Genomic DNA, 17838 nt, shown 5'->3' with positions numbered 1-17838 from the left:
ATCATTTGGGTATATAAGAAAAAAAATGTTCTTATGTGTAAGTAAGTGTGTTTTCTATAATGATTAATTGTAAAATATCAATTACTTATATTAAAATAATTCTTATAATGTTTTAACATCTATCCTAGTTTTGAAATTATGCTACACTTTTTGTAAAGAATATTTTATGGGGATGGGTATGCGTAAACATGTCGTGTTATTTATTTTGATGCTAACAAGTTTTAATGTATCAGCTCAATTTGATTGGCCAATTTTTTCAAATAAAGATGATCCAAAACATTGTTCCCTAGGTCAGTTAAATTATGAAGCCACTTTAGAAAAAAAGCGTGTGGATTATCAGGGGCAATCTATTCTTTTCACTATAAAAAACTATGCTGAATTAGAACTTGGGCATTACTCAAAAGCTCAACATGCTGTTTTAATGCAAGCATATAATCCAAAGACAAAAACATATGGACATATTTTAAATGGCCAATTAATCAGTTTTGAATCAACAGAATATGAACTTTGGTTAAAAGGTAATTGTTTGTATGATCGTATTGTTGTTGAAAAACAAATTATTCAAGATATTGATTGAGTGATTCTATTTGTTGAAAATACTAGTATATAAGGGAATTGAAAACTATGAAGAATCAGGTTTGTATTTTTGTCATTTTGTGTTTGTTTTCTTTTTCTGAAAAACTTTATGCAATAACCGAAAAATATACAATTGATGATCGCAATATTGGATTGTTTGAACATGTTGCTGCATATCCTGAGGAACGTAATTTTCAATTGAACATTAAAGATGATATTACTGATCTTTATATAGAAACTGAGCTTTCGAATCAGCTTATAAATAATTTGAGTAATTTTTTTCCAGACGTTACTAAAATAAAATTTGGTGAAGAAGCATATATGAATGATGCAAAAATAATTCTTTTTGCTGAACAACATTTTTATTTTTTAATGCATCTTGATTTTTCGAAAAATGTTGTAGGTGATGAAGGTGCTAAAGCAATTGCTACAAACTTTTATCGTCTTATTTCTTTAGATGTTTCTGGTAATGAGATCGGTGATGAAGGCATAAAGTCGATTGTTGAAAATTTAGAGGACCTTATTTTTCTTGATATTTCAGGTAATAATATTAGCGATAATGGCATTGAAAATATTGCAGATAAGCTTAAAAAACTTGCATGGCTTTTTATTGATCAAAATTATATAAGTGGTAAGGGGGCTAAATCAATTTCTAAGCTTCAAAATCTTACGTCCCTTAAAATTTCTAATAATAATATCGGGAATGAAGGTATACGCGTAATTGCTAAAAATGCAAAAAAGCTTACACGTCTTAATGCTTCTCATAATAATATTAGTGTTTGGGGTGCAGAAATAATTGCAAAGCATCTTAAGGATCTTAAAAGTCTCAATATTTGTGGAAATTTAATTGAATGTGAAGGCGTACAGGCAATTTTCAACCATTTGAAATCCTTAACGTGTTTTGCTGTATTTTTAAGCGATATAGATCTTAATTTGGAAAGCCGTATTTTACGTTCAAGGGATGAGGTGCTAGAAGAATTATGTACGATTTATATGAATCAACAAAATAATGTAAGTTAAGTCATGGGTTTGTGGTGATTGTGAAACCTAAACAAAGCCTAATAAAACAGCTCATTAATTTTTTTTCATTCTTCTCTTGAGAATTTATGCAAAAATCCCTATTATACACCGAAGCTTGTAATAAGCATCGGCGCTCTTAGCTCAGTTGGATAGAGCAACGGCCTTCTAAGCCGTGGGTCGGGGGTTCGAATCCTCCAGAGCGCGCCAGTCTTAATTTTATCCATTTTTTTGAATTACGTTTTTGCTAAGTAGAATAATTTCTTTATTTATTAGTGTTTTAAAATTTTTTGTTTTGTTGGCTGTCATTTTTTATAATAAATAAAAAAAATGCTAGTAAAATAAATAAGAAAATAAGAAGAATAGATATTCCAGCTTTTATAATTTAATTTCTTGTATTTCATAGACATGCGCAATTTTTTCACCATCCCAATGATAGGCTAAATGGCGTTCTTGTTTACAATGAGAGATTGCTTTTGGTTTGAAAATGGCTGCACAATGGCCACCTGAATGTCGAACAGAATGAAATAAAATACCCGATGATCCTTTGTTTTTAAGATTTGCACCTATTTGTTGTGAAGCGATATATGAATGAGGATTATAGAGATCTGGCCATTGATTCCAAAAATCTAGAATATTATGAAGATCAGCCTCTATTTGACAGGTGAGGACGCGCATTTCGCATTTAATGGGTGGTTGATGCGTTGCACGTAAAAAGGATTCTCGATGATGTTTTGTTTCGCTAATAGCCGTTTGAAGTTCTAAAGCAGCATAAAAAACGCCGTAACGGCCATCAGAAAATCGACTACCTGTAGGTGATAGATGGGTAAAAGGGGCCATGATGTAATGGCTGCCGGGTCCATATACGCGTTCTTCTTCGGGGATGATGCGGATTTGACCCGCGTCGTCCCGCAACCTATCATTGGTCATGCTTTCTATATAAAATAAAGCGTTTAAATCATCTTTTTCAGCTACACGTTCGAATAATTGGATCGTCGGAAAACGGCTGGAAATAATACGCCAACCAGGATTCCATTGAACCGACGATATGGGGATTATTGGATCCCGATTAATATTAGCCACGTTGCGCATCGAGATATTTCCGTACAAGATAAAGGTCGGCGACATTGCCAGAAAGCATGCGTTCCAATGCGGATTGTCCATTAAAAGGTTGCGCAAAATTAGGGCGTTTAATCCATTGATCGGAAAGTATGGGGTCAGGTAACAAAATTTGTAACGCTTTGTATATACCTAAGATATAGGAAATGCGTTCTAATGTATCACGTGTTAGATGCCCGTTTTTATTTTTTTTCCATTGGAAAAAAGTAGATCTTGGTGGATCACCTAAAATTTTGCGTTCTTCAAGGGTGGTGAGTGCCCAAAGGTGTGTAATATTGAAAAAACCTCTGAGTGCAGGGCCCACAAGATCCTGTGGTAGATCGCCTAGATTTTGATTTGCATTAACCATCTTTTTTGTCCATATAAAGACTATATTTTTATATTAGTCTTATTTCGGACTTTACGCAAGAAGATACAGCTAAATTGAAACAGGAAAGTGTACCCTCCCTGTTTCAAATTCTGGAGGGTATCAGATTTGGGGATTCGACATGCTCATGTATAAAGAGATACATGCAGCAGTACTTTTTTACTCACCTTCTTGATCCAATTTTGAAAGTATTTAAGTGCATGTGTGTATCAAAATTGTTTTTCGTATACTTCGTATTCAATACGTTTTTTTGTAAAGCCTAATTTTTTAAGGGCCTTTACTAAATTTTGATTTCCTGGGAGTGCTTGCATTTCAAAATGATCGAAACGTGTTGCTGCAATAAGGTAATTCATGACAGTTTTTATTGAATTAAGAGCAACCTTATAATAGCGTTCGTTTAGATATGTTAGAATATTAAGGACTACATTAGGTTTTTGTAAACCTTCAAATGTTGCTTGTATAACCCCAATATCAATAGATTTTTGGGTGCTATTATCATATAATTTAATCATCCAGATGCCTGGTTTTAACATATTGTTTCCAAAGTAGGGCAACATTTCATCATTTAGTCCTACGTGAAAATTTTCTCTGACCATATCGTTATAATTGTTGATGTTAAATATAGAGTTTTTCTGTTTATCAAGACCAGCATAGGGGTGCAACACAAGTTGTTGGTTGCCAAATAGTTTTTCTGTTTTTAAAAAAGGTACCCAATTATTAGGTCGAGAATCTAAATCAGGGTCCTTTAAAGGATTTGCTATAGATAGTGAAAAACTAAATAAGAAAGCACTTAGCGATAAATAAAATAGACGCATTTTTTTCTCCTTGTATAAAAATTATTCCTACATATAATAAATTATCAAAAATAAGTAAATATAATGTTAATTTAAAATAAATCATTAACAATAAATTAACTGTTTTTCTTTAAAGTAAAATTATTGTAGATACATAAATTTGGAGTTTAAAATGAAATCATTTTTGTTTTTTGTATTCGTTTTATTGAATTTTCAAATTTTTGCGTTTAATTATGATTTAAATGAATTGGAATCTAATGTTAAAAAAGAAGTTCCTTCCCTTTTTATGGGGGACGAATTTATTAACCAGGATCTTGAAAAAAAATTAAAAAAATCGATGAAAAATGGTGTGAGTTGGTCAAGCATAAATCTAGAATTAAAGGATTTTTTTAATCAAATAGAATTTTTTATTGAGCAAAATAAAAACAAATATGTTTCGCCTGAAAATTATAAATTGGCAATTTCTATTGTTCTGAAATGTAAAGAAGATGGGCAATTTACGTATGAAAATCTTTTTCAATCTTTGATTGCGGCTTTAGCAGGTTTTTCAAATGGGTATCATCCAGAAGAAATAGCTTTCTTTGGGCCCTTTCAATCTATAAAAATTTTTGAAATTTTAAAAGAAGGTCTCAGCGAAGATAGTATTAAGCGCGCTGTTGCAATTCTTGCTATCGATAATCAAATTAAAATGCCACCATTGATGAATAACATGCCATCTGAAATTCAAGAAAATGCATTAAAGATGGTTCAAGAAATTATACCTGAGCGCGTTTATTACCCATTGTTTTCGGAAGAAGCTGAATTAGGCGTTGCAACGCTTATTAGGTCGATTTTAGATCATATTTATTTATTGCCTGTTACGTCCCAAGAAAATATGGTTCATAGTATAATGCTTAGCCCATTTGCTATGTTTTTGCATGATTATCTCCATGGAACGCTTGATGGAAGAAATGCCCAAAGAGCCTCTTTGCTCCTTAATGTAATAGCAAGCGAATATACGAAACCATCGGATTTTGTTCTTAACAATCTTAAAGAAGGGCTTCAAAAAGAAGCCAAGAAAAAAAAGATTTATGATAAAGCGCAAAAAGATCTTTATGCGTTATTTTTAGTGGATTTTCTTAAAAATAAAGATGAAGCACTTCTTAAAAAAAGATTAGCTGCATATTTTTTGAAAATTCATGATGTGCCAACAGGATCGCAAACTATTCATGCTGAACTTTTTTCGACAAGCATGAGAGAGGAAATCAATAACACGATTGGCTATTTGCAATTTCCTTTGGGCGCTTTGGGGGATATAGATCCGCTTGATACGAGTGCGTTATCGGAAATTACATCAGCGGATGATGAGACAATTTTGAAAAAATTTGTTGAGCTTCATAATTTTAATCCGCAAAATCAGGGCAATCCTCTTGATTTAGACGCGATATCACGTGAGGGTACACTTATTTTTAAAGATCCTTTTGGGGTTTTGTTAAATATTTTACTTAAAGATGGCCAGATGTTAGGTGGGTTTTTCTTGAACTATAATCTAAAACTTAAATTTGCTAAAGATTACCATAAATTGTTAACGCTTGCGGGCGTCAATTTACAAGAATTTTCAGAGGAAGATAAATTTAATAAAGAGAAAGTTGCTGAATATGTTGCTTCGGTTCGAAGCGCTTTGGCAGATCTTTTGACGTGGTTTTCTAAAGACATTGATGTTTTGATTAAAACTAAGGATCCTGATGGTACCTCAATTGATGATCGATATAGTGAAATAACTTCAAATTGATACATCGTCATTCCTTGCTCATGTAGGAAGAGACTACACATCGCGTGTCATTCCTTGTCTGAATTTAAAGTTATTTCACTATATTTGTTCCTCGTGAAGGTATTTAGGGTAATCTATAATTTATAAGATGCTAAATTGTATGAATTGCCTTAATAGAGTGATTTAATTTATGATAAGGCTTATACCCGAGTAATTTGGGTATCATTCCCGACATTTACAAATGATGGATTACATAAGTCACCACCCCCCATATAATAAGATGTTCTGGTTGTTTAACAATGATGGGTGCAAAAGCGGGGTTTTCAGGTTGTAGAACAATATGTCCGTTTTTTTGTAGAAGTCGTTTAACAGTAAATTCATCGTCAATTAAGGCGATGACAATTTTACCAAAATCGGCAGGAAGACTTCGATCGACAATAAGCAGATCGCCTGAAAAAATACCTACATTAATCATCGAGTCGCCCTCAACACGCACAAAAAAAGTGGCTGCAGGATGTTTTACAAGATGTTCGTGCAGATCTAGACTTTTGGAGCGATAATCTTCAGCAGGAGAGGGGAAACCGGCTGCAATAAAAGATTCCATAAGAATAGGTTTTTCCTGTTGTGGAAAATTTTTGGGTTCAAAGGGGATAATGTTTGTGTGCGTAAACATGTTTAACTGGCTTCTTTAAGATCGATGGTTTATCAAAAGAGAATTTTTGTTCTTCTTTTGTTCTATTTTAACGTAAAAAAAATATCATGCAAGGGTTTAATAAAATTTTTTGATGTGCGCGTTGAGCGTAGCTTATGAAATGTTTTTCGTCATATATACCGCAATAATCTGAAACTACCGTTTTAGCCGACTAACTTTGGCTTCTTTTTGAACCAAAAATTTCTAAGGTAAAGCCATTATCTGTCGAAATTTTCGGTATCAAAAATCATCTTATTAAATCTTAGACTTAAAATGGGCATTTTTAAATCATTTGATTGTATAAATTTTATGAAGGCTTTATTTTTTATCGTATTTTTTAAATAAAACATGCAGATAATTGTTTGTTTTACTTTTTTCTTTCGATGTTTATTTTTCCAATTTTATTTCTGTTTAGATAAATAGAGTATGTTATTTTGTTTTCTATTGATTCTGGGTCGCTTGGTATAAGTTCACCTTTTGAGGTTGAGCTAACTGCAATAAGAATATTCACTAATTGAAAGTTAGAGTCATTAAATTCGAACTTGTAATTATAGTTTGCATCAGAAAGTTGAGTGCTATAATCAAAATTGTTATTTAATTCTATGTCTGTTAGATTAGTGGGTTTTGTTGAAAAAACAGGCCATTTATGTGCTGAAACTGTGTTTGTAAATACAATGATTGCTATAACAAGCACAATATTTTTTATAAATTTAGTCATTTGTAAATCCTTAATGTTTAAAATTATGTAAATTTTATAACAAATTACTTTTAATTTCAAGTTTTTGATTATTTTTGTTATAATTATAAAATATTTTTTTTGAATGTATTGTTTTGTTTGAGCATTTTAAAGAAAATCGAAAAAACAATAATGAAATTGTAAAAAAGTAAGAAATCATATAAGGAAAGGCACTCTTTTATACAAAAAAGTGCCTAGATGCTTTTTTAAAACAGTGAACTAATCCACTCAAAAGCTTTGACGTGTTTTAAATCATTCCAAATGGCGAAAACCATTAAGCTTAGAATGGCTAGAACGCCAACAATTGTTACATATTCCTGTGCTTTTTCATTTAAAGGTTTGCCACGAATACCCTCAACGATACAGAATAAAACGTGTCCACCATCAAGGGCAGGTATAGGAAATAAATTGAGGAGGCCAAGACCAATGGATAGAACAGCCGCGAAAGTAACAAGTGCATCAATGCCAACTTGGGCCATTTGTCCTGTCATTTGAAAAATACGAATAGGACCGCCCAATTCATCAGCACTTCGTGCGCCTGTAATCATTTGACCTAACCCTTTAAGGGTTGTGCTCGTTATAAACCAAGTATATTTAACAGATTCCACAGCACCATCAATGGGTCCAAGTTTTGTCCATTTTTTTTCAGCACCAGGGGTAACGCCTAATTGTCCAATTTTTGAAACATTGCCAAAAACATCTTTAACTTCTTTAAGTTCAGGTGTTACAGAAATTTCAAGATCTACATCATTTCTTTTAAGTTTTAATTTAAGTTCAGTTTCTGGATTCATCAGAATGTTTTGAGCGAACTTTTCAAAAGAATCAACGCTACTACCATTTAATTCAAGAATATGATCGCCAACTTTAAGACCTGCTTTTTCAGCGGCGCTTTCAGTTTTTATGGTGCCAATAACAGGTACAGTTGAAGGTTTGCCAAAAATTTCAAATAAAGCAAAAAAAACAACGATGGCAAATATAAAATTGGCCATGGGGCCAGCGATTGCGACGGCTGCGCGTTGCATTGCACTTTTTGAATGAAGCGATAAATGCCAATTTTTCTTTTCTTCTGCGCTTAATTCAGCGTTAGGTCCTGTGCTTGCGACATTAGCGTCACCATACATTTTGACATAGCCACCTAAGGGAATTGCACAAAACTTCCATCTTGTCCCCGTTGAACTTGTGTATCCTAGTAATTCAGGTCCAAAACCAATGGCAAAAGCGTCAACTTTGACCCCATTCCATCGGGCAACCAAAAAATGACCCAGTTCATGTACAAAAACAATGACGGAGAATACTACAACAAAGGCTAGAATGTTAATTAAAATGGTCATCTTGTTCCTACTTAATTTTGTGGCTATACAGCATATTTTTTATAAAAACGTAAGGTTTTTAGGTGCGATCGACTATAGTTTAACACATCTTATTTGGTGTGTAATGGATATTTACCACTAAATCCCGCATTTTCAAAAAGGAAATTTTGTCTTTAATGAAAGCTTTTATCGTTCCTTTTGTGTAGATGGGAATATTATGGTTTGATTTCAAGCAAAGCAGTCAAGAAAATAAAATTAATTTCATTAAGGATTAGTAATGATATCGACATTGCAGAATAATAAGGTTGTTATCTTCTATTTTATAAATTAATCGGTGTTCTTGGTTAATTCTTCTTGACCACGTGCCGGATAAATCAAATTTTAATGGCTCTGGTTTGCCGACACCACTATAGGGTGTGCGTATACATTCTTTGATGAGCTGGTTAATTTTTTTGAGCGTCGTTTTGTCCGTTTGAAGCCAATATTGGTAATCTTCTAATGCATCTTCTAGAAATAATAGGTTCATCTAGATCTCGATTAAATCATGTTTTTTTAATTTGTTAGCCTCAAGTTCTTGCAAGGCTTTAGCAAGTCTAGAAGCGTTTTTAGGAGATCTAATAAGATACAACGTTTCCTCGATAGCGTTGTAATCTTCAAGTGAAATCATTACAACAGGCCTTTCGTTTTGTCGCGTGATAATGATGGGGGCATGATCATCACAAACACGATCCATGACGGCCGCAAAATTTTTACGCGCTTGTGTATAAGTAGTTGCGTCCATAATATAATCCTTTCGTTACTATATATGTACTATATAGGTACGTATTTAGTAATGTCAAATTTTTAAATTCTGTATATTTGCTGGGTAGATCTGTAGTTATTTTATTTTTTTTATAAAAACGATTGCATCTGAAACAGGGCGTACAGTTTCTACGCCATTCTCTTCATCTGTATCACCAATCGTTTGATTGATAACTTTGTCGTCAATCCATAAAGTAGATGAGCCGCCACCATCTAAATTTAGGGCATTTTGGCATCCCAAATCTTGCATGAATTTGGCAAGTTCTAAAATAGTAAAACCTTCGACTCCATGAGTCGTTTTGTATAATTCTTTTATGGTTTCTTTTAGTTCTGTAAGTGTAAGGTCACCAAGATTTTTATGGTGATATTTTTCAGTTAAGAAGGCACCTTTTTCGTTGAGGAGAGATTGTATTTCGCCCATTGTAATGCTGGTTAAATCTTTTTGATAATGATGTTCTGCGACAATAATTACAATTGTGCCATCAGATTTTGTGCCGATTGCCGTACGTGCATGATTTTGTTTATAAAAATCGCTTGTTTTTTGATGAAGATTTTGTTTTATATGATTATTCTGGATCAGGCACGGAATGCCTGACACCATTGAATGGTTTGTTGATGGATAATGCGTTGGATTTGCTTCTGTTATAGATAATTTTTGAGCATTAATGACTAAAAGGGGTTGTATACGGTTTTTGAGCCCATATTTTTTGCCGTTAATAATTAAAGTACCGCTTGCTTTGCCATCCATGTTATGACCAATGTCAAAAAAACCAGCATTAATTGCAATGGATGCTTTAGATCGTTTTGCCATTGAAGGGACGGTTTCCCGTCCTATGGCCCCATCATTCGATTTAACGATTTGAATGTCATATTCTTTAGGATTAATTGTAACAACATGAATGATATGCTTATCAAATGTTCGCTTTTCATATTGATGTGCATGCGTGAATGTTGTCATCAATATGAGTGGCATATAGATAAGAAAAGTTTTGATTAGTTTTTTTTTCATTTGCTAATCGTCTTCGTTCATCGTTACCAAACTTGTATTGCCGCCGATCGCTGTTGTATTAACAGTGTAAGTACGTTCAATTGCATGACGGAATAACGCATGTGGGCCGCCAGCTTTAGGGCCTGTGCCTGAAAGACCTTCACCGCCAAAGGGTTGAACGCCAACAACAGCACCAATCATATTGCGGTTGACATACATATTGCCAACTTTTGCATGATCACGGATGTAATCCATGGTCGTTTGAATGCGTGTTTGAATACCAAGCGTTAAGCCATAACCCGTTTTATTGATGGATTCAACAATTGCGGGCAATTGGTCGCTTTTAAAACGAATGATATGTAAAATCGGGCCAAAAACTTCTTTTTCTAATACAGAAAGATGTGAAATTTCAAAAGCATGTGGTTCTACAAAATGGCCCTTAGCACAATCAGGTGACAATGTTGCTTTATGAATAAGTTTGGCTGTTTGAGTCATTTTTTCGGCGTGTTCTAAAAGCGTTTTTTGAGCGCTCGCATCAATGACAGGACCAATATCCGTTTTAAGATGACGTGTGTCACCAATATCCAATTCATCCATAGCACCTTTAAGCATATCGATGACTTTATCGGCAATATCGTCTTGAACAAAAGCCACGCGTAACGCAGAGCAACGTTGTCCCGCACTTTGGAAAGAAGATGCAATCATGTCGCTGACGACTTGTTCAGGCAAGGCAGAGGAATCAACGATCATGACGTTTTGACCACCTGTTTCAGCGATGAAGGGAACGATTGGCCCTCGTTTTTGAGCAAGGGTTTGGTTAATATGCCAAGCGGTTTCGGTTGATCCTGTGAAAGCAACACCTGCAATTTTTGGATGTGCAATGAGGAATTGACCGATTTCGCTGCCTTTACCAGGCACTAAATGAAGCACTTCTTTGGGAACGCCTGCTTGGTGGAATAAAGTGACTGCAAGATGGGCGATAAGGGGCGTTTGTTGCGCAGGTTTAGCAAGCACAGCATTACCAGAGGCGAGCGATGCTGCTATTTGTCCTGCAAAAATCGCAAGTGGGAAGTTCCAAGGGCTAATACATAAAAAAGCACCACGACCATGAAGCGATAAATGATTTGTTTCACCAGTAACGCCTTGAAGATTCAATGGTGTTTCAAAATGTTTTTTGGCGAGCAAACCATAATATCTGCAAAAATCTGCAGCTTCCCTGATTTCAGCGATTGCATCATTAAGTGTTTTACCACCTTCTTTAATGCAATAAGCTATAAAAGAGGGTGCATTTTCTTCAATAAGATCAGCTGCTTTTTGAAGAATGTCGCAGCGTTTTTGGCCGCCTAATCTATCCCAATCTTCATAATGTGCATTGGCGAGATCAATTGCTTTTTCAGCAAGTTCAGTGCCAGCATTATACACAACGCCAATTTTTTCTTGCGTATTGGTGGGGTTAAAACGTCCTTCTTTACGGCATTCATCTATATTGATTGCAATATCACCAATAATAGGTTTGCATTCCCAATGGTAATCAATATTTTTGATTTGGGTCGAAAGATCCATAAGTACTTGAGGGTCAGATATATCGAATCCTTTTGAATTGGAACGATCTGGATAAATATTATGGGGAATAGGTAAATGCGGATGCGGATAAGAAATAAGCTTTTTGGTGCGTTCAATGGGATCTTGGATGATTTGATCAATAGGGGTTGTTTCATCAGCCAAGCGATTAACGAAAGACGTGTTGGCGCCATTTTCAAGCAGGCGTCTCACAAGATAGGATAATAATTCTTCATAACCGCCCACGGGCGCGTAAACACGGCAAGGAATGCCTAATTTTTGAGCTGGAACGATTTCATCGTATAATTCCTCACCCATGCCATGCAAACGTTGGAATTCGAAATTTTTATTATTTTTGGCATGTTCAATAATCCATGCAGCCGTTTGTGCATTATGAGTCGCAAATTGCGGGTAAAAGTATTTGTTATTGCTTAATAATTTTTGAGCGCAATGAAAATAGGAAAGATCCGTCGATGATTTGCGTGTAAAGACAGGATAGGATTCAAAGCCACGTTCTTGCGCACGTTTAATTTCAGCATCCCAATAAGCGCCTTTAACAAGTCTCACCATGAAACGTCGATGATGTTTTTCAGCACATTCGCTTAAATAATCAAGAACGGCACCTGCACGTTTTTGATAGGCTTGGACGGCGAGTCCTAATCCATCCCAATCTTTTAAGCTTGGATGGGCTGACACCATATTAATAAGTTCAAGGGATAATTCAAGACGATCTGCTTCTTCAGCATCAATCGTAAGGCCAATATTCCCTGCTTTTGCATTTTGCGCAAGTTGAAGCAATTTTGGAAAAATTTCTTTTAAAGACCTATCGCGTTGTGCGAATTCATAACGCGGGTGGAGTGCTGATAATTTAACAGAAAGACCAGGGCCTTCAAAAATACCTTTGCCCGCTGATGCTTTTTGGATTGCTTCAATCGCCATTGTGTAAGAATTAAAGTAACGTTCAGCATCTTTCATCGTTTTGGCGGATTCGCCCAACATATCGTAGGAATAACGATAGCCAATTTTTTCGTTCGGTTGTGCGCGTTTAACAGCAGATTCAATTGTTTCGCCCATGACAAATTGTTTGCCCATAATGCGTACGCCACGATATAAAGCGGTTCTGATAACAGGTTCGCCTGTTTTACCGATAAGTTTTTTAAAAATTGACCAAGGATTGGCGTTTACATTTTCGGTGAGATTAAGCACCTTGCCTGAAAACATGAGGGCCCATGTCGAAAAATTCACAAAAGTTGAATCGCTTTTACCTCGATGCAAATCCCAATTGGCAGTGGATAATTTGTCGCGAATAAGTTTTTCAGCGGTGTCAGTATCAGGAATTCGAAGCAATGATTCGGCAAGACACATTAAAACAGCGCCTTCTTGGCTTGATAGAGAATATTCGGATAAAAAAGCATCGATGCCTGATTTGCCTTCACGTGCTTTGCGTGCAGCTTCGACAAAATGTGCAGCACGTTTTTGTGTGTTTTGATGCTGTTCGGGTGTTTGGGTGGTTTTTCGAAGAAGCTCTTCAACAATATCTGATTCGTCGATGCGATAGAGACGCGCGAATTCATTGAAATAAGGGGATAAAGGTAGATCAGCTTCTTTGAGGAACATCGAAATCTCGTAATTTGTTTATATGAGTATAGAGACTATAACATAAGACAGCAAAGGGCAGAAGAGTTTATAAAGGGGGTAGGCGTTTGTGATGGTTTTATGGAATTTAGTTAAGAATGTCGCTCCACTTTTGACCGTTTCGATTAAGAGAATCTGCATCAGCACCTTTGCTGATGAGGTATCTAGCAATATCTTTATCGTAAGTATAATAAAGTGGTGTTTTTCCATTGCCGTCTATTGCGTTAACATCTGCGTTTTTTTCGTCAACAAGCATTTTGATGAATTCAAAGTATTTATTGTAATTACAAGAGTTTTTGCACAATTTATGCAAAAGAGTCTTGCCTTTTCCATTTCTTTCATTAATGAAAAATCCATGATTAAGCAAATAGTTAATTAAATTTATGCGATCATCACTAAAATAGTGTTTTTTTGAAAACAAAATAGTGAATGCATCGTCTCCTTTTTTGTTTTTTAAATGTAGATCTGCTTTGTTTTTTATAAGTAAAGAGAATAATTCTATTTCCTGCTTGCTTGGTTTAAATTCTTTATCAGAAAAATAGTGTAAAATTGCTGTATTACCTTTTTTATTTTGTATATTAGGATCAATATTAAGTGCTAGTGTTTGTTCAATTATTCTTAAATCTTTGCAGCCTATTAGACAGGTTGCGAAAGTATGAAGGCAGGAATTACCATCGTCATCAACTGTATTAATGCTTATGCCAAGTTCTTTTGTTAAATAAGCGAGTTGATCTTTTTCTCCTTGTCCAATTTTAAAGCATAATAAGGATTTTTTTGTATCTTGTGATAGGAATTCAATTTGTTTTATGCTTTTAACAAAGGATTTGAATTCGTAATCAGGATCATTAGGATCATCTGGATCATCGCTTTCGCACTCATAAGAATCATCGCTATTTGAATCAGTTGATTGAATATCAATAATTTCTTGATTGGAATTTGGATCTGTATCGTTAGATTGCTCGCCAGGTAAATGCGACATAGAAAAATTTGAAGAAAAAATAATCGTAGAAATAAAAAATATTATTTTTTTCATTTAAGAATCCCTGGTGGTGTTTTATTATTTTATTGTTCCTTTTGTAAAATAAATTTGAATATTTTTCAAACTATTTTTTATAAATAGTAGGCGTGTTGGGGATTTACTAGATCACCTACGTGACGCAATTTTTATACGACACGTAGGTAGATGTAATCCTAAATCAAATTGTGTTTATTTTTCTTCCTCTATTATTATTTCGTCATCATCATTTTCATAATGTTCACGAAGTCCCTCCACAAAATCATCTATTTTTTCTAATGGATTATCGATAATTGTCCAAAAATCTTGCGTATATTGGGCTGCATTTCTTAATTTAAGAATAATGTTATCTTTAATAAGATCGCGTCGCTGATTTGTATTTAGGTTGGTTTGCATGTTTGCATGTTCTACCTCTTGTTGTGCTAATTCTAGAACAATCTGTAAGAAATTAGTGATATCTACTTTAGTTGTTTCATCAATATTTAACACATTAAGAAATTGTTCAAGCATGTTATAGGATCTGCCATATTCACATGCTTGCCCACCTTCGAGGGCTCTTTTGAAGCTTATTATATTGCCGTTATCATCTTGTTTGCCGGCAAAAACATCTACGTATTCAAAATTTGAATAGGCTAAATTGTTTCTTAAGGTTAGAAACTTATCTTCTAAATCATTTTCGTTTGGCGTTGTTGCGTGAATATTTAAAATTGTTCTGAGTAAAAGAGCAAATAAACCTTGAGTATAAACACCTTTTTGGGGTTGTAAAAACTCTTCATTAGGTTTGGATACAGATCGTATAATTTTTAATATTAGTTGTTTTGCGTGATAACACAAAAAAGAATCTATATATTCTGTAATCTCTGCGGATGAAAGAATAGGATTGTTTTCAGAAAATCTTTTGGTTTCATGTAAATGAACGCATGCTTTGTTAAATATTTCTCTGAAAGATATATCTTTTTCTTCAGGTGTCATTTCAGGATTATTTTTAAGTTCGTCAAAATAATGCTCTAAAAAAGAAGCAAACTCATCATGTAATTTAATTTCTTTTGGACAAGAATTTAATCTATCTATAAGGACGTCCAGATTATTTGAAAATTGATCTAACAGATCATCAAAATTTGCCATATCTGACGTGGGTATTTCTAGGGTTTTAAAAAGAAAGTGCTCAAATTTTTTGATATCAGATTCAGGAATAAATAAATCGAAAACAAAGTCTATTTTGAAGTTAATAGCAATATCTGTTTTATCTTTATTTAGTGTTCCGTCTGGATTATAAAATCTTTTAGCTCTATCAAGATTAATTTTGTATTCATTTAAAGGAAATTTTTTATAAATTTCTTGAATCATATCGTCGACTACTTTATGAGTTTCTTTAGTATGAAGGGATTGTCGATCATTATAGTTTATGTCCACTCCATTGAGTCGTGCAATAATTTGATTTAAGCTGCGTCTTATGTCTATAAGCTCATAATAAATATCATTGTTACCCATTTTTATGCGTTGAGAAGATCTTAATAGATCTGGCTCAGTTTCAAGGCAGGGTGAAAAATAATGAAAAATATCATTTAGTTTGTTACGTTCAATTTCATTTAAATTTTGATATCTATCAGGATGTGCAATAAATGTTAATTGCTTATGAAATATATCTGATAATAAAACGCCGATATCAATATGTGCATTTGTGATGTGGTAAAAAATGAGTTTAGGAATGTTTTCGATGAATGTATCTGAGTGATTTGGAAAATAGTTTCTAAGCAAGTTTTTGAGATGATTATCTTGTAAGGCATTGATAGAATGTATGGCTTGTATTTTACGGTGTAAATGTCTTAAATTTTCTAATGCTTTAATGGCTTCGTTGGACTCATTTTTGTTTTTAGCACGATCCATTAATGTAAGTAACAATGAAGATATGTTTTCTAATGCTTTGTGAACGCATTGTAAATTAGTCTTTTTGTCAAATAGATGAAAAACGTTGTTTAATAAGGTTCCTTCTTTTTTTAAAAAATCTCTATAAGTTACTGGACTTGAATTTAACGTGATTGGATTAATATTGTATAATATTTGCAATGGGATCGTACAAATATCTTCGTTGGTTAAGTTTGAAAAATTGTTTTTAATGTTACTAATAAATGAAAATTGTTCTATTTCATCTAAATCTATGATGTTGTTATTGTTTATTTCTAATGAATCTATGAATAGATTAAACTGGTTTTCAAGTGTATCAATATCTATGCATTGATTCATGAATGCACGGAATCTTTCTTGTGTATTCTTACTGGGATTTTCTATGGATGAAAGAATTTTACAGAGAAATTTTATTTTTACAAAGGATAATTGCTTGCATAATATGAGTGTTTTTTGCCAAGAATCACCAAATTTTTCTTTAAATAAGGGGATGTAATGTGTTGAAATTTGGTTAAGTTCATGATCAGCCATGCCATAAAAACTTGATTTTTTAAAATAAGCGATATTATATTCATCATTAAGTTCGAATAGTTGTGGACATTTTGTATAAAATGCGTTGAATTCTTCTAAAAAAATATTTTCGTCTTTATCTTTGTTTATGTGTAATGCTTTTTTAAGAGAATTTTTTAAATCAGAGGGTAAATTTTGAAAAAACATTTTATTATTTTCAGTAAGATTTTTATATGATGTTGAAAAAATAATCTCTGATTGCAGTAATGTGTTATTGATAATTATGTTGTTTTCTTGATGAGAATAGATCTGATTGTACTCATTAATATATTGACGAATTCTTTCTTCTGTGAATTTTTTTTTATTTAAATTGATTGCATATGAAAGTACCGTCGATATAAAATCGTTTGATTTACCTTCTTGTATTAATTGATCAATGATGGTGTTAATTAAAGCGATCTTATCTTTTTTTAAATCTTTTGTTAGAATTTTAGTCATGCTTGTAATAGTGTTTTTGTTTCCTTTGTGTGTGGGTGAAAATGATTTAAATATAATATCAATTAAGTTCATATCGTTGTCGATATTTTTGCGATATAAATTTTTGAAATATTTTGCTAATGAGACTAATAGATTGCTGTTTTGACTAAGAGTTATATTTTTGCAATAAAGTTTTTTAAAAGCATTAAGAAAATCTGTTTTTTCAACATCATCTTTTATTTCATTTCTAATAAAATCTAAATATACTGAATTTCTGTTTGGAAGTGCTTTAATTAAATCTTCCCAGCTAAGTGTTTCTGGGTAGTTGCTTTGTTGCTCAGTTTCAAGTTTTGTTAATTTTCTTTTTTTTATGATGTTTCCATCCTCTTGTTCTTCTGGATTTCCCCTTTTGCCTAAATTATTGTCTTCTCCATTTTTAGTGGCATATAAAGGTCCCATTAAAAGGATAGTTGATAGAATGAATAAGGCGTTTAATTTTACTTTCATAATGATTTCCTGTGTGTTGAATAATATTAAGGTGTTGTTTATTTAAATGCGTATTAATAATGATGCGCTCATCAAAAATT

15 protein-coding genes and 1 tRNA gene are annotated in these 17838 nt (G+C 33.4%); 4 read left to right on the top strand and 12 right to left on the bottom strand.

Translation table 11 applies throughout. From position 1 onward, the window contains the following. Positions 1–178: 178 nt before the first annotated feature. The 3 genes from Q8L85_07405 to Q8L85_07395 all read left to right on the top strand — a co-directional run bounded on the left by Q8L85_07405 (position 179) and on the right by Q8L85_07395 (position 1803). Positions 179–577 (top strand): hypothetical protein, encoded by a 399-nt coding sequence (locus Q8L85_07405; protein ID MDP1724513.1) that lies wholly within the window; start codon positions 179–181, stop codon positions 575–577. A 47-nt stretch (positions 578–624) separates the two neighbouring features. Then, on the top strand, positions 625–1596 hold the full coding sequence (locus tag Q8L85_07400) for a hypothetical protein (protein MDP1724512.1): 972 nt from the start codon (positions 625–627) through the stop codon (positions 1594–1596). Positions 1597–1726: 130 nt separating this feature from the next. Continuing rightward, positions 1727–1803: transfer RNA gene (locus Q8L85_07395), tRNA-Arg, on the top strand. A 168-nt stretch (positions 1804–1971) separates the two neighbouring features. Here the strand turns inward: Q8L85_07395 and Q8L85_07390 are convergent. From Q8L85_07390 to Q8L85_07380, 3 genes are all read right to left on the bottom strand, one after another. Continuing rightward, a complete protein-coding gene (locus tag Q8L85_07390) occupies positions 1972–2685 on the bottom strand; it encodes an RES family NAD+ phosphorylase (protein MDP1724511.1) in 714 nt (237 codons plus the stop codon). Further along, positions 2669–3061 carry an MbcA/ParS/Xre antitoxin family protein gene (locus tag Q8L85_07385; protein MDP1724510.1) on the bottom strand — a complete coding sequence of 131 codons (393 nt, stop codon included), beginning with the start codon at positions 3059–3061 and terminating at the stop codon, positions 2669–2671. Before Q8L85_07385 ends, Q8L85_07390 begins: the two co-directional genes overlap by 17 nt. Positions 3062–3288: 227 nt before the next feature. Beyond that, positions 3289–3894 carry a hypothetical protein gene (locus Q8L85_07380; GenBank protein ID MDP1724509.1) on the bottom strand — a complete coding sequence of 202 codons (606 nt, stop codon included), beginning with the start codon at positions 3892–3894 and terminating at the stop codon, positions 3289–3291. 151 nt (positions 3895–4045) lie between these two features. Between Q8L85_07380 and Q8L85_07375 the strand changes: the two genes are divergently transcribed. Continuing rightward, on the top strand, positions 4046–5644 hold the full coding sequence (locus Q8L85_07375; protein ID MDP1724508.1) for a hypothetical protein: 1599 nt from the start codon (positions 4046–4048) through the stop codon (positions 5642–5644). A gap of 214 nt (positions 5645–5858) precedes the next feature. Here the strand turns inward: Q8L85_07375 and umuD are convergent, their stop codons facing one another. The 9 genes from umuD to Q8L85_07330 all read right to left on the bottom strand — a co-directional run bounded on the left by umuD (position 5859) and on the right by Q8L85_07330 (position 17758). Further along, positions 5859–6296 carry a translesion error-prone DNA polymerase V autoproteolytic subunit gene (gene umuD, locus Q8L85_07370; GenBank protein MDP1724507.1) on the bottom strand — a complete coding sequence of 146 codons (438 nt, stop codon included), beginning with the start codon at positions 6294–6296 and terminating at the stop codon, positions 5859–5861. Positions 6297–6681: 385 nt separating this feature from the next. Then, positions 6682–7032: a hypothetical protein gene (locus Q8L85_07365; GenBank protein ID MDP1724506.1), complete on the bottom strand. Its 351-nt coding sequence runs from the start codon at positions 7030–7032 to the stop codon at positions 6682–6684. Positions 7033–7256: 224 nt separating this feature from the next. Continuing rightward, complete coding sequence (gene rseP / locus Q8L85_07360) at positions 7257–8381, bottom strand: RIP metalloprotease RseP (GenBank protein ID MDP1724505.1); 1125 nt, start codon at positions 8379–8381, stop codon at positions 7257–7259. Between the two features lie 250 nt (positions 8382–8631). Beyond that, the gene (locus Q8L85_07355) at positions 8632–8886 is read right to left on the bottom strand and encodes a Txe/YoeB family addiction module toxin (GenBank protein ID MDP1724504.1); all 255 of its coding nucleotides are present in this window, start codon (positions 8884–8886) and stop codon (positions 8632–8634) included. Further along, on the bottom strand, positions 8887–9141 hold the full coding sequence (locus Q8L85_07350) for a type II toxin-antitoxin system prevent-host-death family antitoxin (GenBank protein ID MDP1724503.1): 255 nt from the start codon (positions 9139–9141) through the stop codon (positions 8887–8889). It abuts the gene before it with no gap. Between the two features lie 96 nt (positions 9142–9237). Then, the gene (locus Q8L85_07345; GenBank protein ID MDP1724502.1) at positions 9238–10170 is read right to left on the bottom strand and encodes a phosphodiester glycosidase family protein; all 933 of its coding nucleotides are present in this window, start codon (positions 10168–10170) and stop codon (positions 9238–9240) included. Positions 10171–10173: 3 nt separating this feature from the next. Beyond that, entirely contained in the window at positions 10174–13326 is a 3153-nt protein-coding gene (putA, locus tag Q8L85_07340) for a bifunctional proline dehydrogenase/L-glutamate gamma-semialdehyde dehydrogenase PutA (GenBank protein MDP1724501.1), read from the bottom strand. Between the two features lie 106 nt (positions 13327–13432). Continuing rightward, on the bottom strand, positions 13433–14377 hold the full coding sequence (locus Q8L85_07335) for an ankyrin repeat domain-containing protein (GenBank protein MDP1724500.1): 945 nt from the start codon (positions 14375–14377) through the stop codon (positions 13433–13435). A 174-nt stretch (positions 14378–14551) separates the two neighbouring features. Beyond that, entirely contained in the window at positions 14552–17758 is a 3207-nt protein-coding gene (locus Q8L85_07330; GenBank protein ID MDP1724499.1) for a hypothetical protein, read from the bottom strand. Positions 17759–17838 lie beyond the last annotated feature (80 nt).

The sequence above is a fragment of the Alphaproteobacteria bacterium genome (assembly GCA_030680745.1).
Classification (GTDB): Bacteria; Pseudomonadota; Alphaproteobacteria; order JAUXUR01; family JAUXUR01; genus JAUXUR01.
This window is presented reverse-complemented; position numbering and strand designations above follow the sequence as displayed.